The organism is Sphingomonas sp. G5, assembly GCF_052660795.1.
Genome location: NZ_CP109660.1, coordinates 3,237,404 through 3,261,761, shown reverse-complemented (window position 1 = coordinate 3,261,761; position 24,358 = coordinate 3,237,404). Strand labels below are relative to the sequence as shown.

28 protein-coding genes are annotated in these 24,358 nt (G+C 69.6%); 13 read left to right on the top strand and 15 right to left on the bottom strand.

Annotation, left to right across the window (positions count from 1 at the left end; genetic code table 11):
- Nucleotides 1-81 precede the first annotated feature (81 nt).
- The 3 genes from NE358_RS15470 to NE358_RS15460 are packed head-to-tail and all read left to right on the top strand — an operon-like array spanning nucleotide 82 to nucleotide 1,165.
- Nucleotides 82-483 (top strand): hypothetical protein, encoded by a 402-nt coding sequence (locus tag NE358_RS15470; protein WP_174799712.1) that lies wholly within the window; start codon nucleotides 82-84, stop codon nucleotides 481-483.
- A gap of 3 nt (nucleotides 484-486) precedes the next feature.
- The gene (locus NE358_RS15465; RefSeq protein WP_103208054.1) at nucleotides 487-897 is read left to right on the top strand and encodes a phage holin family protein; all 411 of its coding nucleotides are present in this window, start codon (nucleotides 487-489) and stop codon (nucleotides 895-897) included.
- Nucleotides 887-1,165: a hypothetical protein gene (locus NE358_RS15460; protein WP_103208057.1), complete on the top strand. Its 279-nt coding sequence runs from the start codon at nucleotides 887-889 to the stop codon at nucleotides 1,163-1,165. The genes NE358_RS15465 and NE358_RS15460 overlap by 11 nt, the downstream gene beginning before the upstream one ends.
- 207 nt (nucleotides 1,166-1,372) lie before the next feature.
- Here NE358_RS15460 and NE358_RS15455 read toward each other — a convergent pair whose 3' ends face one another.
- The gene (locus NE358_RS15455; RefSeq protein ID WP_103208060.1) at nucleotides 1,373-2,161 is read right to left on the bottom strand and encodes a bestrophin-like domain; all 789 of its coding nucleotides are present in this window, start codon (nucleotides 2,159-2,161) and stop codon (nucleotides 1,373-1,375) included.
- Nucleotides 2,162-2,298: 137 nt separating this feature from the next.
- Between NE358_RS15455 and hemQ the strand changes: the two genes are divergently transcribed.
- The 5 genes from hemQ to hemL all read left to right on the top strand — a co-directional run bounded on the left by hemQ (nucleotide 2,299) and on the right by hemL (nucleotide 7,184).
- Nucleotides 2,299-2,970, top strand: a complete 672-nt coding sequence (gene hemQ, locus NE358_RS15450; RefSeq protein WP_103208063.1) for a hydrogen peroxide-dependent heme synthase — start codon at nucleotides 2,299-2,301, stop codon at nucleotides 2,968-2,970.
- The gene (hemC, locus tag NE358_RS15445; RefSeq protein WP_141378288.1) at nucleotides 2,967-3,968 is read left to right on the top strand and encodes a hydroxymethylbilane synthase; all 1,002 of its coding nucleotides are present in this window, start codon (nucleotides 2,967-2,969) and stop codon (nucleotides 3,966-3,968) included. The genes hemQ and hemC overlap by 4 nt, the downstream gene beginning before the upstream one ends.
- Complete coding sequence (locus tag NE358_RS15440) at nucleotides 3,965-4,780, top strand: uroporphyrinogen-III synthase (RefSeq protein ID WP_103208068.1); 816 nt, start codon at nucleotides 3,965-3,967, stop codon at nucleotides 4,778-4,780. Before hemC ends, NE358_RS15440 begins: the two co-directional genes overlap by 4 nt.
- Complete coding sequence (hemB, locus tag NE358_RS15435; RefSeq protein ID WP_116239495.1) at nucleotides 4,777-5,760, top strand: porphobilinogen synthase; 984 nt, start codon at nucleotides 4,777-4,779, stop codon at nucleotides 5,758-5,760. Before NE358_RS15440 ends, hemB begins: the two co-directional genes overlap by 4 nt.
- A gap of 83 nt (nucleotides 5,761-5,843) precedes the next feature.
- Nucleotides 5,844-7,184 (top strand): glutamate-1-semialdehyde 2,1-aminomutase, encoded by a 1,341-nt coding sequence (gene hemL, locus NE358_RS15430; protein WP_116239711.1) that lies wholly within the window; start codon nucleotides 5,844-5,846, stop codon nucleotides 7,182-7,184.
- Nucleotides 7,185-7,396: 212 nt separating this feature from the next.
- Here hemL and NE358_RS15425 read toward each other — a convergent pair whose 3' ends face one another.
- The 7 genes from NE358_RS15425 to NE358_RS15395 all read right to left on the bottom strand — a co-directional run bounded on the left by NE358_RS15425 (nucleotide 7,397) and on the right by NE358_RS15395 (nucleotide 11,273).
- Entirely contained in the window at nucleotides 7,397-7,669 is a 273-nt protein-coding gene (locus tag NE358_RS15425) for a hypothetical protein (RefSeq protein ID WP_289939888.1), read from the bottom strand.
- Between the two features lie 67 nt (nucleotides 7,670-7,736).
- Nucleotides 7,737-8,084 carry a hypothetical protein gene (locus NE358_RS15420; RefSeq protein WP_499318050.1) on the bottom strand — a complete coding sequence of 116 codons (348 nt, stop codon included), beginning with the start codon at nucleotides 8,082-8,084 and terminating at the stop codon, nucleotides 7,737-7,739.
- 16 nt (nucleotides 8,085-8,100) lie between these two features.
- Nucleotides 8,101-8,481, bottom strand: a complete 381-nt coding sequence (locus NE358_RS15415; RefSeq protein WP_147301859.1) for an SseB family protein — start codon at nucleotides 8,479-8,481, stop codon at nucleotides 8,101-8,103.
- Between the two features lie 366 nt (nucleotides 8,482-8,847).
- A complete protein-coding gene (locus NE358_RS15410) occupies nucleotides 8,848-9,234 on the bottom strand; it encodes a hypothetical protein (RefSeq protein WP_116239493.1) in 387 nt (128 codons plus the stop codon).
- Nucleotides 9,235-9,247: 13 nt separating this feature from the next.
- Nucleotides 9,248-10,555, bottom strand: a complete 1,308-nt coding sequence (locus NE358_RS15405; protein ID WP_289939879.1) for a TNT domain-containing protein — start codon at nucleotides 10,553-10,555, stop codon at nucleotides 9,248-9,250.
- Nucleotides 10,552-10,866 carry a hypothetical protein gene (locus NE358_RS15400; protein WP_056224595.1) on the bottom strand — a complete coding sequence of 105 codons (315 nt, stop codon included), beginning with the start codon at nucleotides 10,864-10,866 and terminating at the stop codon, nucleotides 10,552-10,554. The genes NE358_RS15405 and NE358_RS15400 overlap by 4 nt, the downstream gene beginning before the upstream one ends.
- A 5-nt stretch (nucleotides 10,867-10,871) precedes the next feature.
- A complete protein-coding gene (locus NE358_RS15395) occupies nucleotides 10,872-11,273 on the bottom strand; it encodes a YbaB/EbfC family nucleoid-associated protein (protein ID WP_181904632.1) in 402 nt (133 codons plus the stop codon).
- An 84-nt stretch (nucleotides 11,274-11,357) separates the two neighbouring features.
- Here NE358_RS15395 and cofD point away from each other — a divergent pair, with 84 nt between their 5' ends.
- Entirely contained in the window at nucleotides 11,358-12,323 is a 966-nt protein-coding gene (cofD, locus tag NE358_RS15390; RefSeq protein WP_289939874.1) for a 2-phospho-L-lactate transferase, read from the top strand.
- Nucleotides 12,324-12,398: 75 nt separating this feature from the next.
- Here the strand turns inward: cofD and cofC are convergent, their stop codons facing one another.
- The 4 genes from cofC to cofG form a co-directional block, all read right to left on the bottom strand.
- Nucleotides 12,399-13,034, bottom strand: a complete 636-nt coding sequence (gene cofC, locus NE358_RS15385; protein ID WP_116239710.1) for a 2-phospho-L-lactate guanylyltransferase — start codon at nucleotides 13,032-13,034, stop codon at nucleotides 12,399-12,401.
- A 160-nt stretch (nucleotides 13,035-13,194) separates the two neighbouring features.
- Entirely contained in the window at nucleotides 13,195-14,205 is a 1,011-nt protein-coding gene (gene fgd, locus NE358_RS15380; protein ID WP_116239489.1) for a glucose-6-phosphate dehydrogenase (coenzyme-F420), read from the bottom strand.
- 18 nt (nucleotides 14,206-14,223) lie between these two features.
- A complete protein-coding gene (locus NE358_RS15375; protein WP_289939869.1) occupies nucleotides 14,224-15,693 on the bottom strand; it encodes a flavin-containing monooxygenase in 1,470 nt (489 codons plus the stop codon).
- Nucleotides 15,690-18,191 (bottom strand): 7,8-didemethyl-8-hydroxy-5-deazariboflavin synthase CofG, encoded by a 2,502-nt coding sequence (gene cofG / locus NE358_RS15370; protein ID WP_289939867.1) that lies wholly within the window; start codon nucleotides 18,189-18,191, stop codon nucleotides 15,690-15,692. The genes NE358_RS15375 and cofG overlap by 4 nt, the downstream gene beginning before the upstream one ends.
- Nucleotides 18,192-18,311: 120 nt before the next feature.
- Between cofG and NE358_RS15365 the strand changes: the two genes are divergently transcribed.
- Nucleotides 18,312-18,701: a hypothetical protein gene (locus tag NE358_RS15365; RefSeq protein ID WP_103208103.1), complete on the top strand. Its 390-nt coding sequence runs from the start codon at nucleotides 18,312-18,314 to the stop codon at nucleotides 18,699-18,701.
- A gap of 166 nt (nucleotides 18,702-18,867) precedes the next feature.
- Here the strand turns inward: NE358_RS15365 and NE358_RS15360 are convergent, their stop codons facing one another.
- From NE358_RS15360 to NE358_RS15350, 3 genes are all read right to left on the bottom strand, one after another.
- On the bottom strand, nucleotides 18,868-19,686 hold the full coding sequence (locus tag NE358_RS15360) for a sulfite exporter TauE/SafE family protein (RefSeq protein WP_141378270.1): 819 nt from the start codon (nucleotides 19,684-19,686) through the stop codon (nucleotides 18,868-18,870).
- A gap of 76 nt (nucleotides 19,687-19,762) precedes the next feature.
- Complete coding sequence (locus tag NE358_RS15355) at nucleotides 19,763-20,581, bottom strand: ABC transporter permease subunit (protein WP_116239486.1); 819 nt, start codon at nucleotides 20,579-20,581, stop codon at nucleotides 19,763-19,765.
- Nucleotides 20,578-21,885, bottom strand: coding sequence for an ABC transporter ATP-binding protein (locus NE358_RS15350; protein ID WP_289939862.1), 1,308 nt, complete (start codon nucleotides 21,883-21,885; stop codon nucleotides 20,578-20,580). Before NE358_RS15350 ends, NE358_RS15355 begins: the two co-directional genes overlap by 4 nt.
- 109 nt (nucleotides 21,886-21,994) lie before the next feature.
- On the opposite strand from NE358_RS15350, the gene NE358_RS15345 reads away from it, so the two are divergent.
- From NE358_RS15345 to NE358_RS15335, 3 genes are all read left to right on the top strand, one after another.
- On the top strand, nucleotides 21,995-23,083 hold the full coding sequence (locus tag NE358_RS15345) for an enoyl-CoA hydratase/isomerase family protein (RefSeq protein WP_103208113.1): 1,089 nt from the start codon (nucleotides 21,995-21,997) through the stop codon (nucleotides 23,081-23,083).
- Between the two features lie 91 nt (nucleotides 23,084-23,174).
- Nucleotides 23,175-24,101, top strand: a complete 927-nt coding sequence (locus tag NE358_RS15340; protein WP_116239709.1) for a DnaJ domain-containing protein — start codon at nucleotides 23,175-23,177, stop codon at nucleotides 24,099-24,101.
- A 38-nt stretch (nucleotides 24,102-24,139) separates the two neighbouring features.
- Complete coding sequence (locus NE358_RS15335) at nucleotides 24,140-24,322, top strand: DUF5302 domain-containing protein (RefSeq protein ID WP_103208115.1); 183 nt, start codon at nucleotides 24,140-24,142, stop codon at nucleotides 24,320-24,322.
- Nucleotides 24,323-24,358: the final 36 nt, after the last annotated feature.

Sequence of the window (24,358 nt, the reverse complement as noted above, 5' to 3'; positions counted from 1 at the left end):
CTGTCAAGGGCGGATGCCGATCGCGGCATACGTGACTACTGTGAGATTCGACCAGCACTCGTTCGAGCGTGAGGAGACCCCATGAGGGGCAAAGCAGCACTCGTCGTCGGACTCGTGGCGGGCTACGTGCTCGGCGCACGGGCAGGCCGCGACCGGTACGAGCAGATCAAGACTCAGGCCGCGAAGGTCTGGGACCAGCCCGTCGTCCAGGGACAGGTCGAGAAGGTGAAGGCGTTCGGTGTCTCCGCCCTCAAGTCGGTCCCCGGCGTGGTGTGGAAGGGCGCGAAGTCGGTCACCGGCGCCGCCAGCCACTCCGGCACCGTGCAGGAGCGCGTCGAGCGCGCCGGACGCGCCGCCACGCAGTCGGCCCACGAGGTCGCCGATGTCGTCGAGGACTCCGTCGACGACGCGAAGCAGGCGGAGAAGTCGGCCACCACGCGCGCGCGTGCGGCCAAGAGCGGCTCCACCTCGTCCGGGAGCTGACGCATGACCACTCCGCGCGGATTCCGCGATCGTTCCGACGACAGCTTGTTCACCCTCATCGGCGACATCCCCGAGCTGGTGCGCAACCTCGTCGTCGCCGAGATCAACGGGGCGAAGGCGTGGGCGCAGCGCACGGCGAAAGACGCCGGGATCGGCGCCGGATGGTTCGTCGGCGCCCTCATCGTCGTCTTCTGGGCCATTCCGGTGTTCTTCGCCTTCGTGATCGCGGGGCTGTCGTCGTGGTGGCCCGTCTGGCTGTCGGCGCTCGTCGTCTTCGGCGTGATGATCGTCATCACCGCGATCCTCGCCCTGCTGGGCTACTCGCGATTCAAGAAGCTCTCGAAGCGCGAGAACCCCGGCCAGGCCATCTCCGAAGACGTCCGGATCGTGAAGGAGGCCCGCGATGAGTATTGATCGTCCCGTCCCCGTCCCGCGTACGGCGGTGCCCCTGGGCATCACCGACCCGGTGAAATCGGCCCGAGCCGAGCTCAAGGCGGCTCTCGCGGCCATCGAGGTCAAGGCCAACGCCCCGCGTCGCGCGAGCGAAGCCGTCGACCGCAAGGTGCGGGAGATCCGCGAGAAGGCTCAGCAGAACCCCGCTGTCGCTGCCGCCGCCGTCGCGGGCGTCGCCGCTCTCGTCGGCCTGGCCGTCTGGGGCATCGTCCGCGCCTACACGCGCTGAGATCGTCCGAAGCGGCCCGTCTCCCTCCGGAGGTCGGGCCGCTTCGCCGTTCCCGGGGCCCGAGCGCCGCCGTCCTGCGGACTTCGGCCGCGACGCGCCGGATCGGGGGGCGATCCAGCGGTGTGTCGGCCGTGGTCTCCGCGGGACGGTCCCTGAACGGATGCCGTGACCCCGGCAACCCACCGGTGACCCGGCGCCCGGTCCCGCCTACGGTTCGTTCGCGAAGAGACCCTTCAACAGGTCTTCGAAGTACTCCGGTGTCACGGCGATCGGGCCCGCGTAGGCGTGGTCGAACCCGGCGATCGCGTACAGCAGCAGGGCCACGAACAGCGCGAGCATGCTCGACATCAACAGGTGCACCCGCAGGTTCCGCACCTCGATGAGCCCGAGGAGAATCGCGTTGAGCACCGCGCCGACGCCCAGCACGATCCAGAGCACGCTCGGCAGCGCGAGGTGGGTGAGCGCGATGCGGTCGCGGCGGTTCTCCACCAGCAGCTGGAACTGATCGAGGGACTGCTGCACGTAGAGGGTCTCGGCGGCCGTCGTCGGCTGCACGGCGCCGATCGCCCGTTGCATGGCCGAGACATTGGCATCCGTCTCGGCCGGAATCTCCAGACGCCGCTGTCGTGGCCAGTCCAAGTCGATGACGTTGCGGGCGTACTGGGTGATCTGAGCCTGCAGTTCGTCGCCCTGAGGGTCGGGGAGGAGGGCCGCGGTGCGATACAGCGAGGCGAGCGACGACGACTCCTCGAGGACCACGCCGTCGACCTCGGTGAAGTTGCTGTACGCCGCCGTGGCGATGAGAGCGAGGGTGACACCGTAGAAGACGCCGTAGACGCCGACCGCGTAGCTAAGGACGCGGTCCCATTCCTCACCGCGAGGTGCCGCCCGGCGAACCCACTTCCGCAGCGCCAGCAGAATCGCGCACGAGCCTCCGACCACCAGGACGATGAACAGCGGCAGCCCCAGGTACATGGGCAGGTCGTACAACCACATCGGCACGCCTTTCGCTCGACGTCCTCCGACGCCGTCGTCGCACAGTACCAACGGGGGAGCGGCGTGCGCACGTGGCGGTGGTTCGTCGGCGAGTCAACCGGTTTGGACCGCCGCCCCGAGCGGACGAGACTGGGAGTATGTCCGACGACAGCTCCTCCTCTGTGTACACGCTGTGGGCGGTTTTCCGCCGCGATCCCGAAAACGCGGTCACCGCCGCCGATGCGACCGAACTCGCCGATCTCGTCTCGCTCATCGAGGCCGACGGTGTCACGGTGCGCGGCTTCTACGACGTGAGCGGTCTGCGTGCCGACGCCGACCTCATGGTCTGGATGCACGGCGAAGATCCCCAGGCGCTCCAGCGCGACCTGCGACGCCTGCGCCGCACCGACCTGCTCAAGAACCTCCTCCCCACGTGGAACGCCATGGGCGTGCACCGCGACGCGGAGTTCAACCGCTCGCACGTGCCCGGCTTCCTCCGGGGCATCGAGGCGCAGCAGTGGCTGTGCCTGTACCCCTTCGTGCGCAGCTACGAGTGGTACCTCCTGCCCGAGGCCGAGCGCCGCGAGATGCTCATCGAGCACGGCAAGAAGGGCTCGGCGTACAAGGGCGTCATCGCCAACACGGTGGCGTCCTTCGCCCTCGGCGACTACGAGTGGCTCCTGCCGATGGAAGCCGACGTGCTCACCGACCTCGTCGACATGATGCGCGACCTGCGGTACACCGAGGCCCGTCGCCACGTGCGCGAGGAGGTGCCGTTCTACACCGGTCGGCTGGTCACTCTCGACGAGATCCCCGAGATCCTTCAGTGACCGCGCCCCTGCGTCTCGGCACTCGCCGCAGCAATCTGGCGATGACCCAGTCGCAGATGGTCGCCGACGCCGTGTCCGCGGCATCCGGTCGTCCCGTCGAACTGGTGCCCATCGTCTCGGAGGGCGACGTCAACCGCGCCTCGCTGTCGCAGCTGGGCGGGCGCGGGGTGTTCGCGAACGGTCTGCGCGAGGCTCTCGCGGCGGATCGCTGCGACTTCCTCGTGCACTCGCTCAAAGACCTGCCGACCCAGCAGCCCGACGGTCTCGTCATCGCGGCGACGCCCGCGCGTGCGGACGCGCGCGACGTCGTCGTCACCCGCGACGGCACGCCTCTGGGCGCCCTCGGCGCGGGGGCGCGCGTGGGAACCGGGTCGCCCCGCCGCATCGCCCAGGCGCTGCGTCACAACCCGCGGGTCGATATCCACGACATCCGCGGCAACGTCGACTCGCGTCTCGCCCGGGTACGCGACGGAGAATTGGATGCCGTGATCCTCGCGGCCGCGGGCATCTCGCGGCTGGGCGGAGACCTCGGCGGCCTTCTCGCCGAAGAGCTGGGCCTGTCGGAGTGGCCGACGGCTCCGGGGCAGGGGTCGCTCGCCGTCGAGACGCGCGACGATATCGATGCCGAGATCTACGCCGCCCTCGCCCAGTTGGACGACGAACGTACGCGCGTGGCGATCACGGCCGAGCGCACGGTTCTCTCGGCACTCGATGCCGGGTGCAGCGCACCCGTGGGCACGCACGCCTCGCTCGTGGAGGGCGACCTTCGCCTGCGCGCGGTCGTCTACGCTCTCGATGGAACGCAACGGATCGGCATAGACCGGACGGTGCGTCTCGACCCGGGGTATGGTGGGGACACTACGGGCAGTGGCAATGGAGCGGATGCTGCCGACGACGGGGGACCGATCGCGCAAGCGACGCGAGCGGGCCAAGAAGCCGCGCGTCGGTTGCTCGAACGCGGGGCGGCCGATCTGGTACCACGAGAGTCGACCACATGAACGAAGGCCATCAGCACACGCCGAACCCCTCGACGGGCAGCGTGCCGAAACCCCTTGCCGGTCGACGCGTCCTCGTGCCGCGAGGTGGCCCCTGGGGCGACGGCGTCGCCGCGAGCCTTCGACAGCTCGGCGCCGTGCCCGTGATCGCGCCGCTGATCAACTTCGCCCCCACGAACGACCAGGCGACGCTCGATGAGGCCCTCGCCGATCTCGCCGCCGGAGCTTTCGACTGGTTGACGCTGACGAGTGCGACCACCGTCGACGTGCTGTACGCCTACAAGGCGGTCATCCCCGCCTCGACAAAGGTCGCGGTCGTCGGTGAGACCACGGCGGCTGCGATGCAGGCTGTCGGCTATCGCGTCGACCTCGTCCCCGAGCGTGACAACTCCGCCCAGGGCATGGCCGAGCAGATGATCGAGCTCGAGACCGAGCCGCGCACGGTCCTCACCCTCCGCAGCGAGATCGCCAAGCCGGTGCTCACGCGCCTGCTCATCGAGGCCGGGCACGACGTGCGCAGCGTCGTCGCCTATCGCACGGTCGGCGTCCCCGTCACCGAGAAGATCGCGGGCGACGTGCAGTCGGGGCGTATCAACGCCATCCTCGTCACCAGTGGCTCGGTGGCCGAGCAGGTCGTCGATCAGTTCCCCGAGATCCCGGCATCCACGGTCATCGCCGCGATCGGGCCGCGTACCGCCAAGGATGCCAAGCGCGCCGGACTCAGCGTCGACGTCGTGGCCGAGACCCAGACGGTCGACTCCCTCATCGACGCCGTCGCCCGCTTCCCCCTGAACTCCGACGAATCGACCCCATGAGTTTTCCCGAGCACCGCCCGCGGCGTCTGCGCCGCACCCCCGCCGTCCGTCGTCTCGCCCGCGAGACGCACCTCGTCCCCTCGCAGCTGGTCCTGCCGCTCTTCGTGCGCGAGGGCATCACGGAGCCGAGCCCCATCGGCTCCATGCCCGGCATCGTGCAGCACTCGATCGATTCCCTGCGCCGCGCGGCGGCCGAGGCGGCCGAGCAGCGCATCGGCGGCGTCATGCTGTTCGGCGTGCCCGAGACGCGTGACGCGGTGGGTTCCGGGGCCGACGACCCGAACGGCATCCTGAACCTCGCCACCGAGGCCGTCGTGGCCGAGGTCGGCGACGCGGTGGTCGTGCAGACCGACCTGTGCCTCGACGAGTTCACCGATCACGGCCACTGCGGCGTGCTGCGCGAAGACGGCGCCGTCGACAACGACGCGACGCTCGATCGCTACACGGCGATGGGTCTGGCGCAGGCGCGCGCGGGCTCGGCCATGCTGGGCCTGTCGGGCATGATGGACGGCCAGGTCGGTGCGGTGCGTGAGGCGCTGGATGCCGAGGGATTCACCGACACCCTGATCCTGGCGTACTCGGCCAAGTATGCGGGCGCGTTCTACGGCCCTTTCCGCGAGGCCGTCGACTCGCAGCTGAAGGGTGATCGCCGCTCGTACCAGCTCGATCCCGGCAACGGTCGCGAAGGAGTACGCGAGGCGCTGCTCGACGTCGAAGAGGGCGCCGATGTCGTCATGGTCAAGCCGGCCCTGCCGTACCTCGACGTGCTGGCAGACGTGAAGGCGTCGGTCGACGTGCCGGTCTGGGCCTACCAGGTGTCGGGCGAGTACGCGATGGTCGAGGCTGCCGCCGCCCACGGCTGGATCGACCGTCGGGGCGCGATCATGGAGAGCCTGCTCGGCATCCGCCGTGCCGGCGCCGACGCGATCCTGACGTACTGGGCCGTCGAGGCCGCCCGCTGGCTGCGCGCCGAGCTCTGAGCCCTGTCTTGCGGGGTTGTCGGGTGGCCGTGAAGCGCCGGGATCCGACCCCTTTCCCCGTGCTGCCCGGAAGAATGGATGCCATGACCGATCTCAACGACCAGTGGTTCGCCCGCGCCAAGGACGTCATCCCGGGTGGCGTGAACTCGCCCGTGCGCGCGTACGGTTCCGTGGGTGGAACGCCGCGGTTCGTCCAGTCGGCGTCCGGCCCGCGGATCACGGATGCCGCGGGTCGTGAGTACGTCGATCTCGTCGCTTCATGGGGTCCGGCGCTCCTCGGCCATGCGCACCCCGAGGTGGTCGGGGCGGTGCAGTCCGCGGCATCCCGTGGTCTGTCCTTCGGGGCGCCCACGGGAGCCGAGGTCGAGCTGGCCGATCTCGTCGCGCAGCGCGTGCAGGTCGGCGATCTGAAGCCGATCGAGAAGGTGCGTCTGGTGTCGACCGGTACCGAGGCGACCATGACGGCGATCCGTCTGGCGCGCGGCGTCACCGGCCGCGATCTGCTCATCAAGTTCGCCGGTCACTACCACGGGCACTCCGACGGGCTGCTGGCTGCGGCGGGCTCGGGGGTCGCCACGCTCGCGCTGCCCGGTTCGGCGGGTGTCCCCGCTCCGATCGCCGCGCAGACGCTCGTGCTGCCGTACAACGACCTCGACGCCGTGCGCGAGGTGTTCGCGGTGCACGGCGAGAACATCGCCGCGATCATCGTCGAGGCCGCCTCGGCCAACATGGGAGTCGTTCCGCCGCTCCCCGGCTTCAACGCGGCGCTGGCCGACATCGCCCACAGCCACGGCGCCCTGTTGATCATGGACGAGGTGCTCACCGGATTCCGCGTGCACCCCGCCGGCTTCTGGGGCCTGCAGGCTTCGCAGGGCGAGCGCTACCTGCCCGACATCCTCACGTACGGCAAGGTCATCGGCGGCGGCATGCCTCTGGCGGCCCTCGCCGGTCGCGCCGAGATCATGGACCACCTCGCGCCGCTGGGCCCGGTGTACCAGGCGGGAACGCTGTCGGGGAACCCGCTGTCGGTCGCCGCGGGTCTCGCGACGCTGCGGCTCGCGACTCCCGAGGTCTACGCCGCCGTCGACGCCGCAGCCGCGCAGCTCGCCGATGCGCTGGATGCCGCCCTGACGGCGGAGGGCGTCGTGCACGCCGTCCCGCGCGCGGGCTCGCTGTTCGGTGTCGCGTTCCTGCCCGAGGTGCCCCTCGACTACGCCACGGCGCTCACGCAGCAGTCGTACCGGTACGCGCCGTTCTTCCACGCGATGCTGGATGCCGGCATCTCGCTGCCCCCGAGCGTGTTCGAGGCGTGGTTCCTCACGGCGGCGCACGACGAGGTCGCGCTCGGTCGCGTGCTCGAGGCGCTGCCGGTGGCGGCGAAGGCGGCCGCCGAGGCATTGGATCCGACGCTGCTCGCGCAGTAGCGGGGGTCATCCTCTGGGTGGATACGTTTCGTCCTTTGCGATGATGCGCGGGGAGGGCCCGGTCGCGAGGCTGGAGTCATGCTCCCCGCACGCCCCGCGCCGTCCGCTTTCTCGCAGCTGTTCTCGCGATTCGTGGCCTGGTGGCCGACATCGATGGCCCCGCGGCGCCGTCGTGCGACCTGGCAGCCGTGTCCGCGCGGTCAGGTCTGACGTCAGCGCCACGTCCAGCTGAGAAGGGCGGACAGGGCTCGGATGCCGGCTTCACCGACGTGATCGCGCTCGGCCACGAACGCGCGGACGGTGCGGTCGGCCCACGCGGCGAGATCCGTGGCGTCGGCGCCGGGGGTCACGGCATCCATTCGCTCGATCAGGCCCTCGACACGGGCGCGGAGGGCTCGATCGGGGACGGACTCGGGATGCCGGCCGGGGACGGCGGAGCCGTCGGCCCAGATGTAGGCGGTGAGGGCGGTGTCGAGGGAGGTCATGGTGCGTCCCTCGCTGAGCTCATGAGGCTGGTCCACAGCGTCCTCGGAATCGTGCGCCGGCCGGGGGTTACAGGCCGAGTGAATGCCGCAAAGCTTCGTTCGCATCGCGGTTGATCCGTTCGGATTCGGCTCTTTCCGCTGCGTCGCGAGGCGCACCAGGTCGGCGGCTTCTCCGGATTGCATCCAGGGCGAAGGCGCACGCGTCCGATTCCGAATCGAATCGCGCGAGTTCGGTCCACTGTCCGCGCTCCTGCGTCCCGACTACGAACCCGCTCGATTTCTCGTGCAAAAGGACGAGAGTGCCCAGGATGGGGTCCCCGTCGCCGACGTGCGGGTGATCCGGGCTGGACACGGGGGCCGAGCCGAATTCGTCGCGGAGAATGCCGCAGAGTTCTTCGAATTTCATCTCGCGCATTTGTGCTTCGCACCCGTCAGAGGCCAATCTCAGCGCGGATCGCCGAGATACCCTTTGGCGCAATATCGAAACCGATCGTGGAGCCCGCGTTGAGGACGATACCCTGGTCGCTTGGGACGCCGGTGAGGAGTTTCAGTCCAGTCATCGCCACCATGTACGGTGCGAGATCTCGAATCCCGTTACCCCGATCAAGCTCTGAATAGCAGGCCACCATTTGGGTACCGTCGCGTTCGAAAAGAACGGGCTGGAAATTTGCCATTCCCTCACCTGGTTCGGTGCCGCTCGGAACGTAAATTGTGCTCGATGCGAAAACCCAAAATATCGTTTGCATGTTCAAGAGATTTTCGCGCCCTCGCACTAGGGCGATCTCAAGCACGTTTCGAGGATCATCGGTCATTTCAGAGGTCTCCGGAAGTGCTTCTTGAGTGTCGCGTGCGTCACCGGGTTTTGGTATTGCTGTGTGCCTACCCACCATGTTGCGTAGAAATCGCATCTGTTGAGAAGGTCCGACGCCCTCTCTAACCGCACTTTGTCCGTATGTCGGATCTGGATTGAGGGGGCCGTCGTAAAAGTGCGGTTGATCCCCAGAATCTGCAACCATAGGTCGTCGAAGCTCTGCTGAATCAACCGGAAAATGCAAAGCACAGAGGTCCGTGCCCGCCGCAGCGGCCACCGGAGCTCGACCGGTTTCTCGGGCGAGATCGTCTAGCGGGTGGATCTTGGCCGAGTCTTCGTGCGGTGCGGTATGAGCCAGCAAGCTCAGTTACGCGAATGGACTTTCGATTCCCTGCGCTTCGTCCAGTTTGCGGATGCGTTCGTACATCACCTGAGCGTCGTTGAGAGCAGCTGCGCGGTCTTCGGCACTCTCTCCAAGACCGGAGCGGGCGGACTTGATCTTCTGCCAGGCCCACTGGCAGGCCGCATCCTCGTCTGGGAAGTGGACGGGTGCACCATCGGTACCTACCACTGTCTCGACTTTGCTGCGGAAGTCGCCCTGGGTGGCGGTCCAACTTCCGTCTGGATGCGGAATCAGGGTCAGGAACGCCGAGCTCGGTCGCCCCGTTCGCGCAATGTCAATGAGGTAGCTGCCGAAATTCTCACCCACGTTGGGGAGGCTCTCAACCTTTTCGACAAGATCTTCGAAGTTCACCTCGCCACGCTCCTTATCCTAGGAATTTGTTATCGATCCAATATTTTATTCCACCTGGAAAGTGGAACTGAACACCACCGCCCGGTTGCTCGAATGCCTCGGCAATCCGGCCGAATGTGACCTCCGGCGGCAAGGGCTTGAGTACTTTTAGATCGTATGAAGAGAAACTCGGCGAAAGACGGTCCGGGGGTACACTCCGCGCTCCGAAGCTGACGCCTGCCGGAGATGCAAACTCACCTAGATCGTCTGCCGCTGCTACCGGAGAGATGCGGTTAATGCTCATTCCAGGCTGCAGGACGGAGGACGCCGGTCGGACTGGGTACGAGGTGTCGAACCCGTTGCTGGGTGGCCATTTCCATTCTGGGTATCCTCGATCCGTAAACCGTCGCAGGTGAGCATCGATGAAGCCCGGACCATCCAGGTCACCGAACGGTTTGTAACCGGGCAGGTGCGCGTTGGACGCCCACTGCTCCATGTCGCTCACGAGCTTGTTTCGTCGCGGGTCCAACCGCCGCACGCCCGGAAGAGCAGCGACGGCTTCTTTGGCGTTGTGAACAGCAGTTCTTCCCTTGTCGAGCACACCGGAGAACATTTTGGAGCCCTGAGCCATCAGCGCCCGCAGCTCAGTCAACAGGTCGCCGAGCTTGCCGCACGAGCGCAGCAGACCGGTGAGCTTGCCGCTGATCTTCGCGGTCCAGCTGGCGACGCGGGAAGAGACCTGCGAGATGATCCAGGGGGTGGCGATGCCAACGGTGACGACGGCTTCGGTGGCCCACGAGATCGCTGAACCGACGAGTTGGGACAGGATGTCGCGCACGAGGTCGTGGACGACCTGGACGATGGTCGAGGCGATCTGCAGTCCGGTGGCCATGGCACCCGCCCATTGGCCCGACGCGCGGATGTGGGCGGCGGCGTCGGTCTGGAAGCGGCGGTAGGCCTCGATCGCTTCGCCGGCCATGTCGTCGAGGTCGCTGACGACGCGGTCGAGGTAGTCGGCGGAGCTGTTGAGCTGGTTCTGGACGTTGGTCCACGTCTGCGAGAACCCGGCGACGGCGCCGGCGTCTCCGGTCAGGTCGTTGAACCAGCCTTTGATCGGCTCGAAGTGGTCGATGAGCCACCCGAGGCCGGCGGCGATGAGCGATCCGAGGGGGTCGATGGCGGTGGCGACGGTGTCGACGACCGTGCTGAAGGCCGCGAGGCCGCCCTCGACCCAGTTGCCGGACTCGATGGCGGATGCCAACTGGGTCCCGGAATCGAGGAGGCCGGCACCGCTGAACGGCGTCGCCGTGTCGACGGGACCTGCGACGAGCGCGTTGCTCACAGGCCCGTCTCCAACGCGCGGATCGACTCGAGCACCTTCTGCTCGTACGCGTCCATGTCGCTGCCGACGCCGACGATCTCGGTGGCGGAGCGGCGCACCATGTCTTCGGCGGCACCGATCAACGACCGCGCGGCGTCGGCCACCATCGTCGCGGGCGGCACGAGGAACGAGCACAGCACCCCGAACGCCTCGGCGTTCAATCCGCCGGACGATCCCGCGTCACGGGCGACGGAGATGTCGGATGCCACGGCGCTCAGCCGCGAGGCGTGCGAGCCGATGAGCTCGGAGTCGACGGCGATGCGATCGGCCACGCGCGTCAGACCCGGAAGCCCATGGGCTGAGACGGGGGCTCACGATCGAGCTCGCCCGCGAGGTGACCGACGATCGGGGAATCAGCGCCGAACGCGACCCGCGTGATCTCCAGAGCCTGTTCACCCGCCAGCACCTGAGCGCGCCCGGCGGTCTCGACGATCAGTTGCTCCAGAGCATCGGGACGCAGCTCGTACGCCGCATCGGCGAGGCGGATACCGGCCAGACGCCCCGCGGCGTCGACGGTCACCGTGACCTCGCGACGCGGAGAGGTCGCCGAGGCCCGAACCGCATCGATGTCGGCCTGCACCTGCTGCGCCTGCGCTGCCCGCGTCTGCGCTTCGGCCACCTGCTGCTCGATCCGGGCAATAGCCGCCTCGGCCTCGCGAGAAGAGAAGAGGTCTGTCACTCGGGTGATGCTAGTCCCCGAGTCCATGACCTGGGTCAAAGATGTGAGAAGTCTCATGTCCCCGCCGGGTGAAAGACTGAACCAATGCGTCCTCCCCAGCCCCGTGTCGTCGTGCTCGCCGGTGGAGTCGGCGGGTCGAAGTTCACCCTCGGCGTCCGCGCCGCCCTTCGTCGGCTGGGCGCTGCCGAGGCCACGGTCATCGTCAACACGGGCGACGATCTGTGGCTCTCCGGTGTGCGTTTGCAACCCGACGTCGACTCGATCACCTACGCCCTCGCCGGGGTCAACGACACCGAGCGCGGCTGGGGCCGCGCCGGTGACACCGAGCGCGTCAACGAGGAACTCCAGGCGTGGGGCGCGGGCTGGCCGTGGTTCACCCTCGGCGACCTCGACCTCGGGACACATCTCGCGCGCACCGGCTGGTTGCGGGACGGCCTCACTCCGACCCAGGTGCTCGCGCGCATGGCGGAGCGGTGGCCGCTCGGCATCCGGATGCTTCCCATGACCGACAGCGAGGTCGACACGCACGTGCTGCTCGAAGACGGCGGGCGTCTGCACTTCCAGGAGTGGTGGACGCGCCACCGGGCGAAGCTCACCCCGCTCGCCTTCGAGAACCCGGGGATAGCGGATGCCGCACCCGCGCCGGGCGTGACGGATGCCATCGTGTCGGCGGACGTGGTGCTGATCGCGCCGTCGAACCCCGTCGTGTCCATCGGGCCGATCCTGGCTGTGCCTGGGATTCGGGATGCCGTGCGGGAGACGTCGGCGAAAGTCGTCGGCGTCTCGCCGATCATCGGCGGGCGGGTCGTGCGCGGCATGGCCGACGTGTGCCTGACGGCGATCGGGGTCGAGACCTCGGCCGCGGCCGTCGCGCGGCACTACGGCGCGCGGTCGGCGGGCGGCATGCTCGACGCGTGGCTGGTGGCCGAAGAGGATGCGGCCGCGGCGCCCGAGGTCGAGGCGGCGGGAGTTCGGGCCGTGGTGACGCCGCTGTGGATGCGCGACGAGGAGTCGTCGGCAGCGATCGCCGAGGCGGCGCTGCGGGCCTGACACAAGCTCAGACGGCCGCGGAATCGGAGAATCGCACCGAATTCGAGTGCCGCGCGCTCCCGCGTCGCGCGGCGCTCAGGCCGCAGCCGCCGCCAACACAGCCGACGTGCGCGGGCCCACACCCAGCGCTACGGCCTCGGACAGCTGCGCGGCGGTGTCGACGTCGCGGTGCAGCGTCGAGTCGCGCGCGACGGCGAGGTCGGTGCAGCCGAGCAGGCGGTGACGGGCGGCCGAGTCGCGGCCGAAGGCCGAGACCCACACGGCTCCCGCGCGAGCGGTGATCAGGGTGGAGCCGGTAGTCTCGGCATCCGGGACCAGACCCCGCTCGACGGATGCCGCGAGCTCGAGCGCGGCGTCGAGATCGGCGGGCCGCAGGGCGGGCACGTCGCCGAGCAGGGCGGCGCGGGGCGAACCAACACCCGCGATGGCTGCCCCCAGAGCAATGGCGGCGTCGAGGCCGCGGGTGTCGCCCTCGGGCACGACCTCGACGGTGCGGGACCGCCGGTACTCGGCGCGGACGCCCTCGTCGTCGGTGACGACGATGACGCGCGATACGAGGTCGGCCGCGGCTGCTGCCGCGATGGTGTCGAGCGCGATGGCGCGCGCGAGCGCCTCGCGGTCGGTGCCGACGTCGGTGAGACGCGTCTTGCCGACCGCGGCGGGCTTCACCGGGACGAGGATCGTCCAGCCGGAGGTGTCAGGGGTGCTCATCGCCTCCATTGTGTGCCGAACCCCCGACATTTCCGCTCGGGGGTGGCGGGGTGCCGCGAAACGTGCACGCGGGTCATCTCGGTGAACGGTGCCGGTGCGGACGCCGCGCCCCGCTCCGACTTCGGCGCCCAGCACTCCCGCCCAGCCCGCGCTGCCCGCCTCAGGCGAAGCGCTTGCGCAGGCGCGGGAGGATCTCCTCGCCGTACATGCGCAGGAACTCCTCCTGGTCGTGGCCCGGGTCGTGGAACACGAGGTGGCGGAAGCCGAGGTCGACGTACTGCGCGATGCGCTCGACGTGCTCGTCGGGGTCGGTCGAGACGATGAAGCGCGACGCCGCCCGCTCGATCGGCAGCTCGTTCGCGAGCCGTTGCATCTCGATGGGGTCGTGGACGCTCATCTTCTCTTCGGCGGTGAGGGCGAGCGGCGCCCAGAAGCGTGTCTTCTCCATCGCGGTGTCGTGATCGGGGTGGTACGACACCTTCACCTCCATGAGGGTGTCGACGTCGTCGCGCGTGCGGCCCGCCTTGGCGAGGCCGTCGTCGAGGGCGGGGAGGAGCTTGTCGGTGTAGAGCTCGGGATCCTTGCCGCTCGTGGTGATGTAGCCCTCGGCGATGCGGCCGGCCAGGCGCGTGGCGGCGGGGCCCGAGGCGCCGATGTAGATCGGCACCTTCTGCTCGGGGCGGTCGTAGATCGTGGCGTCCTTGACCGAGTAGTACGTGCCCTCGTAGGTGACCCGCTCGCCCGCCCACAGTTCGTTGATGATCGTGATGGCTTCCTTCAGCCGCTGGAAGCGCTCCGGCGGCTCGGGCCACTCGAGACCGAGGGTGACCTCGTTCAACGCCTCTCCGGTGCCGACACCGAGCACCACGCGGCCGGGATACATCACGCCGAGGGTCGCGAACACCTGCGCGATGACGCCCGGGTGGTAGCGGAACGTGGGGGTCAGCACCGACGTTCCGATGATGACGCGCTCGGTGCGCGCGCCGAGGGCACCGAGCCAGGGGAGGGCGTTGGGGGCGTGGCCGCCGTCGTGCATCCACGGCTGCAGATGGTCGGAGAGGAAGACGGAGTCGAAGCCCACCTTCTCGGCGAGCACGCCGAACTCGAGCAGCTCGTTCGGCCCGAACTGCTCGCTCGAGGCCTTGTAACCGAATCTCAGCGGAACGCTCATGAACTGTCTCCTTGGGGATCAGCCGCGCACGGGGCTGTGCGCGGGTTCGAATTCCGAACCGTCGGTGCCGGCGAGCCGCTCGTGGAACGCCTGGACGGTGCCCGGCCACAGCAGGGTCAGCCGCCCCGAGCGCTCGTCGACGTACCAGTTGCGGCATCCGCCGGTCATCCAGGGGGTGGATGCCGCGGCGGCGGCGATCTCGTCGGTGTAGTCCGCCTCGGCCTCGGGGCGGACGCGCAGCACCCGGTCGGGACGACGATCACGCTCGGCGAGCGCCCGCACGACGTACGCGGCCTGCTCCTCGGCCATGAGCACCGCGGAGTTGTGTCCGAGGCTGGCATTGGGGCCGTTGAGGACGAAGAGGTTCGGGAAACCCGCGACGACGGTCGACCCGAACGAGGTCATGCCCTCCGACCAGTGCGCGGCGAGGGACTCCTCCTCACCGTGGACGAGATCGGCGTAGGGCTGCTGGGCGGCGGCGAATCCGGTGGCGAGCACGAGCGCGTCGGCCTCGTAAGTCGCTCCGCCGGCGGCGGTGAGCGTGGAGCCGTCGACGCGCGAGAGGGCCGTCGGCTCGAGAGTGACGGCGTCCGAGGCGACCGCGGGGTAGAACGCGTCCGACAGCAGCACGCGCTTGCACCCGAAGGCGTAGTCGGGGGTGAGCGCCGCGCGCAGCGCGGGGTCGGCGACCTGCGCGTGCAGGTGGCGCAGTGCGAGGTCACGGGCGGCGATGGATGCCACGGCGTCACCGGAGCGCGACGCGAAACGCCCCTCACCCTCGGCGTACAGCCGCGCGCGCAGGCGTGCGAGAGCGCCCGGGTTGTCGGCGAGACGCTCGCGCTCGGCGGGCGGGATGTCGCCGCCTCCGCGCGGAACGATCCACGCGGGGGTGCGCTGGAAGAGGGTGACGTGGGCGGCGGTGCGGGCGAGTTCGGGCACGAGCTGCACGGCGCTCGCGCCGGTACCCACCACCGCGACCCGCCTGCCGGTGAGGTCGACGTCGTGATCCCATCGGGCCGAGTGGAACAGCGGCCCGGGAAACGACTCGAGCCCGGCGATGGCGGGGACGTTCGGCTCGGTCAGGCGACCGCACGCGAGGACGAGGGAGCGGGCGACGAGCGCCTCGGCACCGGTGTCGATGCGCCACACCGCGTCGTCGGCATCCCACCGCGCTCCGAGCATCGGGGTCCGCAGCCGCAGTCGATCGCCCAGGGCCTCGCGCTCGGCGACGCCGCGCAGGTACGCCTGGATCTCGCCGCCGGGGGCGAAGGTGCGCGACCATCGCGCGTTCGGGTGGGCGGCCAGGCTGTACAGGTGTGCCGGCACGTCGCAGGCGACACCCGGGTAGGTGTTGTCGCGCCACGTGCCGCCCACGTCGTCGGCGCGTTCGAGCACGACGAAGTCGTCACGTCCGGCGCGGCGGAGGGTGCCGGCCATGGCCAGGCCGGCGAACCCTGCCCCGACGATCGCGGCGTCGAGGATCCTCACGTGCGCGGCCCGTCGGAGGGGAGGGAGAAGCGGGTGGCCCCGCTCGTTTCGATGTACGGGGCGGACGGGTCGGGCAGCGCCACCGCCACCCGATAGTCCGTCGTCCGCAGCCGGAAGGGACGCATGAGGCTTCGCGCGACGCGCTCGGCCACGGAGACCGGCAGTTCGCGTCCCTGCTCGATACCGGTATCGGGCAGGACGCGTCCGTCGTAGAGCGTTCCGCCCAGGTCGTCTCCGCCGGAGCGCAGCAGCACGGCGGCCGTCTCGCGCCCGACGCGGGTCCACGGGATCTGCACGTGCGAGATGCTCCCCGACAGGGTGAGACGCGACACGGCGACCATCGCGCGGTGCTCGTCGACCGGGCTACGGCCTTCGACCAGCGCGACATCGCCGCCGGGCAGGGGGATCGGCACGAACTCCGCGAAGCCGCCCGTCTCGGCCTGGATCTCGCGCAGGCGTCGCAGGTGCGCGATGCGCTCCCCGGCGGTCTCGACGTGGCCGTAGAACAGCACGGAGGTGGAGCGGAACCCCGAGCGGTGAGCCGCGGTGATCCCCTCGATCCACCTGTCGATCTCGAGGTCGAGCGGTGCGACGAGGGCGCGCACGCGCTCGTCGAGGATCTTCACGCCCGTACCGGGAACGGTGTCGACCCCGGCCTCGCGCATCGCGGTGAGGGCGCCGTCGAGACCGAGACCACCGCGCTCGGCCAGGTCACGGACATCGGCGGGGCGATAGGCGTGGACGTGGATGCCGGGAGCTGCGCGCTTCACCGTGCGTACGAGGTCCAGGTAGGCACCGGGGTCTTCGGCGGGCACGAGCGAGCCCTGGATGCAGATCTCGGTGGCACCGAGGGCCGCGGCGTCGGCGGCGATCTCCGCTGCGTCCTCGAGGTCGAACTCGCCGATGCCCGTGCGGCCGCCGCGTCGGAACCCCGTCGAGGTGAGGTTGCGGTTCTGCACGAGGGTCACGGGTTCGCCGACGGTGTACCGGCGGGCGTCGTCGGCGGCCGCGGTGAGCTCGTCGAGCTCAGCGCCTTCGGCGCGCAGGAGTCGTACCCAGTCGTCGTCGTCGAGATCGGAGGCTCGGGATGCCGCCCGCTCGGCCAGCCGCTTCACGCCGGGGTCGCGGCCGGAGGCGCCCCCGTGAGCGGAGGAGAATCCGCGACGGGAGGATGCCTCGGCGGAGAGGGGTCCTCCCTCTGCAGAATCTCCTCCCGTCGAGGCGTCATCCGTGCTCGTCGCGCGGGGATTCGTCCCCCGCGGGATCACGTCGGCCGCGAGCCCTGTGGCATCCGCCAACGCTCGAACCGGCTCGTGCAGCCCCGGGTCGATCCAGCGCGCGGCATCGACGACGTACTCGTGGTGCGCGGTGAGACGCTCGCGCAGGACGAAACCGCGGGTCGCCGTCTGGGCGGCGAGGTCGTCGATCTGCGGCCACGGGCGCTCGGGGTTCACGTGGTCGGCGGTGAGGGGCGAGACCCCGCCCCAGTCGTCGATACCCGCCTCGATCAGCAGCCCCAGCTCGCGCGGGTCGGAGAGGTTCGGCGGGACCTGGATGCGCATGTCGGCGCCGAACACGAGCCGTGCGACGGCGACCGCCGCCAGGTAGTCGTGCATGTCGGCATCCGGTGCGCCCTGCATGGCCGTGCGGGGCTTGGCGCGGAAGTTCTGCACGATGACCTCTTGCACGTGACCGTGGCGATCGTCGATCTCGCGCAGGGCGACGAGCGACTCGGCACGGTCGCGCACGGTTTCGCCGATGCCCACGAGGATGCCGGTCGTGAACGGGATGCCGGCGACGCCGGCGTCGTCGATGACCTTCAGGCGTAGCGCCGGGTCTTTGTCGGGGGAGCCGAAGTGCACCTGTCCGGGCTCTTCGTACAGGCGCCGCGAGGTGGTCTCGAGCATCATGCCCATCGATGGCGACACCGGGCGGAGCGCAGCGAGCTCGTCGGGGTGCATGACGCCGGGGTTGGCGTGCACGAGCATGCCGGTCTCGGCGGTGATGAGCCGGGCCACGTGGGCGACGTAGTCGATGGTCGAGGCGAAGCCGTGCTCATCGAGCCAGGCGCGCGCTTCGGGCCAGCGCTCTTCGGGGCGGTCGCCGAGCGTGAGCAGTGCTTCTTTGCAACCGAGGGCCTGGCCCTGGCGCACGACGGCGAGCACCTGGTCGGGACTCATGTACGCGGGCTTGCGCAGCAGAGCGAGCTGACCGGGGGTGTCGACGAAGATGCAGTAGTGGCACCGGTCGCGGCAGAGAGTCGTGAGCGGCACGAAGACCTTGCGCGAGTACGTGATGACGCGGGGGCGTCCGGCGCGATCGAGACCCTCGTCGCGCAACGCCGAGGCGACGCGGAAGAGCGCGGGGAGCGGGGCGGCCAGCAGGACCTCGGTCTCGTCGACGTCGGGGCGGTGACCCGCCGAGATCGCTGCCAGAAGGTCGTCGATCGAGGCGCCTCGGGCCGGTGCGACTCGCGGCGCAACGCTGCCCGTGCTCATCTGTCCAGGCTATCCCGTGGCTCCCACATCCGGGTCGCGGCGGCGGACCCCGCGCGATCGTTGCGCTCCTGTGAGGTGAGGGGCCCGTCGGTGCCGCCGGACGCTGGCAGGATGGAAGGCATGGTGACCCTGCTGCTCGACTCGACGCAGCTCGAGGTCGTGCTCTCGCCGACCGAGCGTGCGATGTCTTTCCGCAAGAGCAACATCGTCGTCCCCCGCGAGCACATCGAACGGGTGCAGCTCACCGACGACGCGTGGACCTGGATCCGCGGCGTGCCGAACCCCGGCATCAACCTGCCGGTCGCGGTGGGCGCGGGTACCTGGAAGTCGGCCGGGGGCAATGACTTCGTGATCATCCGAGGCCGCAAGCCCAGTGTCGTCATCGACCTCTCGGGCCACGACGAGTTCGAGCGCCTGGTGCTGACGACGAAGCACGGGGTCGCGCTGCTCAAGGCGTTGCGTCTCGACGTGGCATCCGAACCCGAGAACGTCGCCGACATCGTCCGCTGACGCCCGCGCGGGCCAGCGCCCACGCTCGGGCTGTCGCCCGCCGGCACCCGCGCCCCCTCCGCTCGTTGAGTGTCCAAAACACCCGGACAAATTTTTCAAGCGCCCGGGTGTTTTGGACACTCAACGGGTACCACGACGCCTGAGACGCGGCTTCCGCGAGCCAGCGCTAGGACGTGAACTGCACCACGGTGTCCCACGCCAGCTTGACGATGAGGATCGACAGCGTCACGAGGAACACGATCCGCACGAAGCCGCTGCCGCGTCGGGTCGCCATGTGGGCACCGATGAAGCCTCCGGTGATGTTCATCGCCGCCATCGCGAATCCCAGCACGAGCAGGATCTCCCCGTGCACGCCGTACACGGCGAGGGCGGCGAGGTTGGTGGTGAGGTTGGCGATCTTGGCGTTGACGCTCGCCTGCAAGAAGCCATACCCCAGCACGCTCACGATGAGGATGACGAAGAACGAGCCGGTGCCCGGACCCAGGATGCCGTCGTAGAACCCGACCGCGAGACCGATCGCCGCCGCGCGCCAGGCGATGGCCACCGCTTTGTCATGGCGCGGTTCGTGGTGCAGGCCCATCCGGGGCTTGAGCAGGGTGTACAGCGCGACGGCGATCACGGCCACGAGAACGATCGGGGTCAGCACCTCGCGGGGGACGAACCGCGAGAGCGCGGCGCCGGCGGTGGAACCCGCATACGCCCCCGCCACGAGGGGGATCAACAGGACGAGCTGCACCCTGATCTTGCGCAGGTACACCCAGCTCGCCGAGAGCGTTCCGAAGAACGACGACAGCTTGTTCGTGCCGAGGATGAATGGCGTCGCGACGTCTTTCGGGACGGCGATGACGAGCGCGGGAAGTTGGATGAGCCCGCCTCCGCCGACCACCGCGTCGACCCAGCCGGCGACTCCCGCGGCGATCAACAGCAGCACGAGGGCGGCCACCGAGACGGGGAGCCACTCGGCGATCACCGGTCCATCGAGCACGGTTGATTCTCACCGACCCCGGAGCAGCCGGCCAAATGCGGGGACGATGAGCGCACTCGTCGCGGGTGCGCCCCGCTCAGTCGATGTCGCGGCGCCAGGTGGTGACGAGGCCGATGAGGAGGAATACGACCGCGTACCCCAGCAGCACGAGCCCCCCGGCCCACCACTCGAGTGCGCTGTTGCTGCCCGTGCCCATGGTGCCGAAGATCGTCTGCCCCACCAGGGCGTCGCTCGCGGCGCTCGGGAACCACTTGACCACATCGCCGAAGCCCTCGACGAGCCCGCCGACGGTACGAACGATCGGCTCGATGAAGAGGGTCACGGCCAGCACGATGACGATCGCGGCGACCTGATTGCGCACGACCGTGCCCACGCCGATGCCGACCAGGGCCCAGAGCGCGAACGCCAGCAGCATGCGCCCGATCAGCACCCACGTGTCGGAGGAGCCGAGCTCGGCGTCGATACCGAAGATGCTCAGCACGCCCGCGCCGGCGGCGACGGCGGCGATCGAACCCAGGATGCCGTAGAGCAGCCCGACCACGATGCCGACGACGAACTTGCCGACGAGGACGACGCCGCGGCGCGGGGTCGACAGGAACGTCGGGGTCAGCGTCTTGTGGCGGAACTCGGTCGTGACCATGAGCGTTCCGATGAGCAGCGGGAAGACGTAGCCCACCGCGGTGGCCGAGCTGTAGACGAGAGGCGGAACGCCGGCGCTCGACATCGCGGGACCGTTCGCCCCCGTGAGCTCGCCCGAGGCGAGCCCGCCGAACACGAAGGCGAGGGCCGCGGCGGTGAACCCGACGTAGGCGACGAGCACGATCGCGAGCACCCACCAACCGGCGGTGCTGAACTGCTTGGTGTACTCCGAGCGTGTGGCGGCGACGAGGCTCATCGCTGCACCTCCTGAGCGGCGGGCTGTTCGGCGGGCTGTCCGTCGGGTTGACTAGCGGGCGGGCCCGCGGCCTGGTCGGCGCGACCCGCGGCCTGGCCGTCGGACCCGGCGATCGCGACGATGTCGATCACACCGGTCGAGGCGACGGCGTACGACGGGCGTGGACCCGCCTCGGGCGCCTCGGCCTCGGTGCGCAACGTGCGCGGAGGGGTCAGGACCGCGACGAGGGCGGTCGAAGGACGGGTGTCGTCGTGGGCGGTCGGCGCTTCCGCAGAGAGCGCGTCGTGGCTCACGGCCGGCGCGGGCTCACCGGTCGGTGCTGGGAAAGCGTCGAGTCCCGTCAGGGGCGTCGAGGGCTCGGCATCCGGTACCGATTCGACCGCAGGAACCGCGCCCGCGCTCTCGTGGACGCGCACGCCGCTGACGAGCTCGAGGAAGATGTCTTCGAGGCTCGCCCCCTTGCTCTGCAGGTTCGACAGGGCGATCCCCGCGCCCGCGGCCAGTCCGCCGATCTCGACCGGGTCGTGGTGGCGGATCGTGAAGCCGTTGCGCAGCAGCTGGTAGTCGATGCCGCGCTCATCGAGCACGCGCGACAGGGCCGCGCGGTCGGGGGAGTCGACGACGGTGGCGAACTCGTCGGGGTCGGCGAGGTCCTCGATACCGCCCTGGAACACCAGGCGGCCGCGCGAGATAATCAGCAGCGCGTCGACCGTCTGCTGTACCTCGGCCAGCAGGTGCGAGGAGATGAGGACCGTGCGGCCCTCTTCCGCGAGGTGGCGCAGCAGCGAGCGCATCCATCGGATGCCTTCGGGGTCGAGACCGTTGGACGGCTCGTCGAGCACCACGACCCCGGGGTCGCCGAGGAGCGCCGTGGCGAGTCCGAGGCGCTGGCGCATGCCGAGAGAGAAGCCGCCGACCCGTCGGCCTGCGACGTCGGCGAGCCCCACGAGGCCCAGCACCTCGTCGATGCGCGAGGTCGGCAGGCCCGCGGCGCGGGCGTACACCTTGAGGTGGTTCGCCGCGGAACGGCCCGGGTGGAAACTGGAGGCCTCGAGAGCGGCTCCGACCGTCTGGAGCGGCGACGACAGCTCGCTGAAGTTCTTGCCGCCGATCGTCGCCGTGCCCGAGGTGGGGCGCACCAGCCCCAGGAGCATGCGCAGTGAGGTGGTCTTCCCGGCGCCGTTGGGACCGAGGAAGCCGGTGACCTGCCCGGGTTCGATGCGGGCGGAGAGATCGTCGACGGCGGAGACCGAGCCGAAGCGTTTGGTGAGCCCGGCGAGCTCCAGCACCTGTCCGTCGGGCATACGGCACCTTTCGTTCTGCGAGCGTTCTTTCCATCTTCCCCGATCCGGGGGCGAAAACACAGTTATCCACAGCCGATGGCACGGTGGACGGGCTGTGTAACGTGGCACCGTGCACGCACAGCGAACCGAAGACGTCAGCGCGGGCGACACCGTCGCCGACAGCGTCCTGGTCGGGGGGCGCGGTGGCCTCGGCCATCTGACGCTGAACCGACCGAAGGCCATCAACGCCCTCGACCTCGAGATGATCCGCACGCTGAACCTCGCGCTCGACCGCTGGGAGCACGACACCGATGTCGACGTCATCCTTCTCGACGGCGCCGGTGAGCGCGGTTTCTGCGCCGGCGGTGACGTGCGCGCGCTCCACGAGATGGTGACGGGCGGCCGCACCGACGACGTGCACGCCTTCTTCCGCGAGGAGTACGCGCTCGACCATCGCATCGCGATCTCGCGCAAACCCGTGGTCGCAATCGCCGACGGTGTGTGTATGGGCGGCGGCATAGGCCTGGCCGGCCACGCGGCCATCCGTATCGTCACAGAGCGCTCGAAGCTCGCCATGCCCGAGACCCGCATCGGATTCACCCCCGACGTGGGCGGATCGTGGCTGCTGGGTCGCGCCCCTGGCCGTCTCGGCGAATATCTCGCACTCACCGGAGGAACGATGGATGCCGCTGACGCGGTGTACGCCGGCTTCGCCGACCACCTGGTGCCGAGTGCGCACCTCGAGGCGCTCTACGAAGCCCTCGAGAACCGCGCCGACCCCTCCAGCCCCACCGAGCTGGTGCTGCTCTTCGATGAGACCACGGAGCGTTCGCGACTCGAGGACGCCCGGGAATGGGTCGACGACGCCTTCGCGGCCGACGACGTTTTCGGCATCCTGGATCGCCTGCGTCGACGTCCCGAGGCCGAGGCGCGCGAGACGGCCGAGCTGCTGTCGTCGTCGGCGCCCACCGCGGTCGCGGTCACGCTGGAAGCGGTCCGCCGGGCGCGCGAGCTGCCCTCGCTGCGGGCGGCGCTCGCGCAGGAGTACGGCCTGGTCATGTGGTTCGCCTTCACGCAGCCCGACCTCGTCGAGGGAATCCGCGCGCAGGTCGTCGACAAGGACCGCTCTCCGTCGTGGTCTCCTGCGCGACTGGACGAGCTGCCCGCCGAGCGTGTCGCCGAGGCCTTCGCCTACGCGCCCGAGCCCGCGCTGTGGTGAGGCGGGCGTGAACTCGACGTCCGGATCCTGCACAGCTGAGCCGAGTTAGCCTGAGTGGCGCCGCATCCGCGCGGCAGAACGGATGACGTACGTGTTCGACAGTCCCATGTCGTCCTCGGCATACGAGGTGCTCCGTGTCGCGGCCGACATCGACGACGATGGTCTGCGCCGCGCGTATCGCGTGCGTCTGCGCGAGACGCACCCCGACACCGGAGGCGACGCCGCGTTGTTCGTCCAGGTGCAGCGCGCGTGGGAACTCGTGGGAACGCCCGAGGCGCGCAGCGCCTACGACCGGGGCCGCGGGACGGCGCCCGGGGAATGGGGCGGCGGGGTGTCGGCATCCGCTCCCGCCCGTCCGACCGACACGCGTCCACGCGCACGCTCCCACGGCCAGCCGGGCGGGTGGCGTCGTGAGCGGTACCTCGGACTCATCCGCGAGTGGGTGGGGCGCGGCGTCGAGATCCCCGATCCCTACGATCCGGCACTCGTGCGCTCGGCTCCGCCCGAGATTCGGCACATCCTCGCCGACGCGCTCGCCGAGGAGGAGACCGCGCGTCTCGTCTCGGAGCTGGGCATGGGCTACACGGTGTGGCACGACGTGTTCGCCGATCGAGACGGGCGCGACCCGGAGCAGAAGCTCGACCATCTCGTGCTCGGGCCCAGCGGTCTCTACGCCCTGTTGAGCGAGGACTTCGGTGGACCGGTGGGGGTCCGCCGCGGCGAGATCACCGGTCCGAATGTGATCGGCTCGCCCGTGACCGAGCTCGTGTCGCGCGCTCGCGTGATCGCTCGGGCGGCCGGAGTCCGCTTCAGCGGCGCGATGGTCGTCCTGCCCGACGACGCGGTGCTCGACGCGATCACCGAGCTCGGGAAGGTGCGCGGAACGCCCGTGGCGCTGGTCACGCGCAGCGCGCTCACGACGTTGTTGCGCCGCGGGATCACCGGGGGCCGCGAGGTGGGCGGTACCGAGCTGTTCGACATCCGCACCCGCCTGCAGCAGCGCGTCAGGCACGTCTGACCCGCGACATGTCGCCGTCACCTCCCTAGGGTGGAGGCATGAGTACCGACGAGACCTCGGGTGCCGCGGCATCCGACGACATGAAGCGCAAATTCAAGGAAGCGTTGGAGAAGAAGAACGGCCAGCAGCGTTCGGGGCAGGCGCACCTCGACGGCCACTCCGCCGTGCAGGGCACGCACGGAGCGGTCACCAAGCGGGAGTTCCGCCGCAAGAGCGGCTGAGTCCTCCGCCCATCGTCTTCCGAGGTGTCGGGGACC

Coding starts and splice junctions, on each gene's coding strand:
- NE358_RS15470 (WP_174799712.1), top strand. CDS start 82: ATGAGGGGCAAAGCAGCACTCGTCGTCGGACTCGTGGCGGGCTACGTG.
- NE358_RS15465 (WP_103208054.1), top strand. CDS start 487: ATGACCACTCCGCGCGGATTCCGCGATCGTTCCGACGACAGCTTGTTC.
- NE358_RS15460 (WP_103208057.1), top strand. CDS start 887: ATGAGTATTGATCGTCCCGTCCCCGTCCCGCGTACGGCGGTGCCCCTG.
- NE358_RS15455 (WP_103208060.1), bottom strand. CDS start 2,161: ATGTGGTTGTACGACCTGCCCATGTACCTGGGGCTGCCGCTGTTCATC.
- hemQ (WP_103208063.1), top strand. CDS start 2,299: ATGTCCGACGACAGCTCCTCCTCTGTGTACACGCTGTGGGCGGTTTTC.
- NE358_RS15440 (WP_103208068.1), top strand. CDS start 3,965: ATGAACGAAGGCCATCAGCACACGCCGAACCCCTCGACGGGCAGCGTG.
- hemB (WP_116239495.1), top strand. CDS start 4,777: ATGAGTTTTCCCGAGCACCGCCCGCGGCGTCTGCGCCGCACCCCCGCC.
- hemL (WP_116239711.1), top strand. CDS start 5,844: ATGACCGATCTCAACGACCAGTGGTTCGCCCGCGCCAAGGACGTCATC.
- NE358_RS15425 (WP_289939888.1), bottom strand. CDS start 7,669: ATGACCTCCCTCGACACCGCCCTCACCGCCTACATCTGGGCCGACGGC.
- NE358_RS15420 (WP_499318050.1), bottom strand. CDS start 8,084: ATGCGCGAGATGAAATTCGAAGAACTCTGCGGCATTCTCCGCGACGAA.
- NE358_RS15415 (WP_147301859.1), bottom strand. CDS start 8,481: ATGACCGATGATCCTCGAAACGTGCTTGAGATCGCCCTAGTGCGAGGG.
- cofD (WP_289939874.1), top strand. CDS start 11,358: ATGCGTCCTCCCCAGCCCCGTGTCGTCGTGCTCGCCGGTGGAGTCGGC.
- cofC (WP_116239710.1), bottom strand. CDS start 13,034: ATGAGCACCCCTGACACCTCCGGCTGGACGATCCTCGTCCCGGTGAAG.
- fgd (WP_116239489.1), bottom strand. CDS start 14,205: ATGAGCGTTCCGCTGAGATTCGGTTACAAGGCCTCGAGCGAGCAGTTC.
- cofG (WP_289939867.1), bottom strand. CDS start 18,191: ATGAGCACGGGCAGCGTTGCGCCGCGAGTCGCACCGGCCCGAGGCGCC.
- NE358_RS15365 (WP_103208103.1), top strand. CDS start 18,312: ATGGTGACCCTGCTGCTCGACTCGACGCAGCTCGAGGTCGTGCTCTCG.
- NE358_RS15355 (WP_116239486.1), bottom strand. CDS start 20,581: ATGAGCCTCGTCGCCGCCACACGCTCGGAGTACACCAAGCAGTTCAGC.
- NE358_RS15350 (WP_289939862.1), bottom strand. CDS start 21,885: ATGCCCGACGGACAGGTGCTGGAGCTCGCCGGGCTCACCAAACGCTTC.
- NE358_RS15335 (WP_103208115.1), top strand. CDS start 24,140: ATGAGTACCGACGAGACCTCGGGTGCCGCGGCATCCGACGACATGAAG.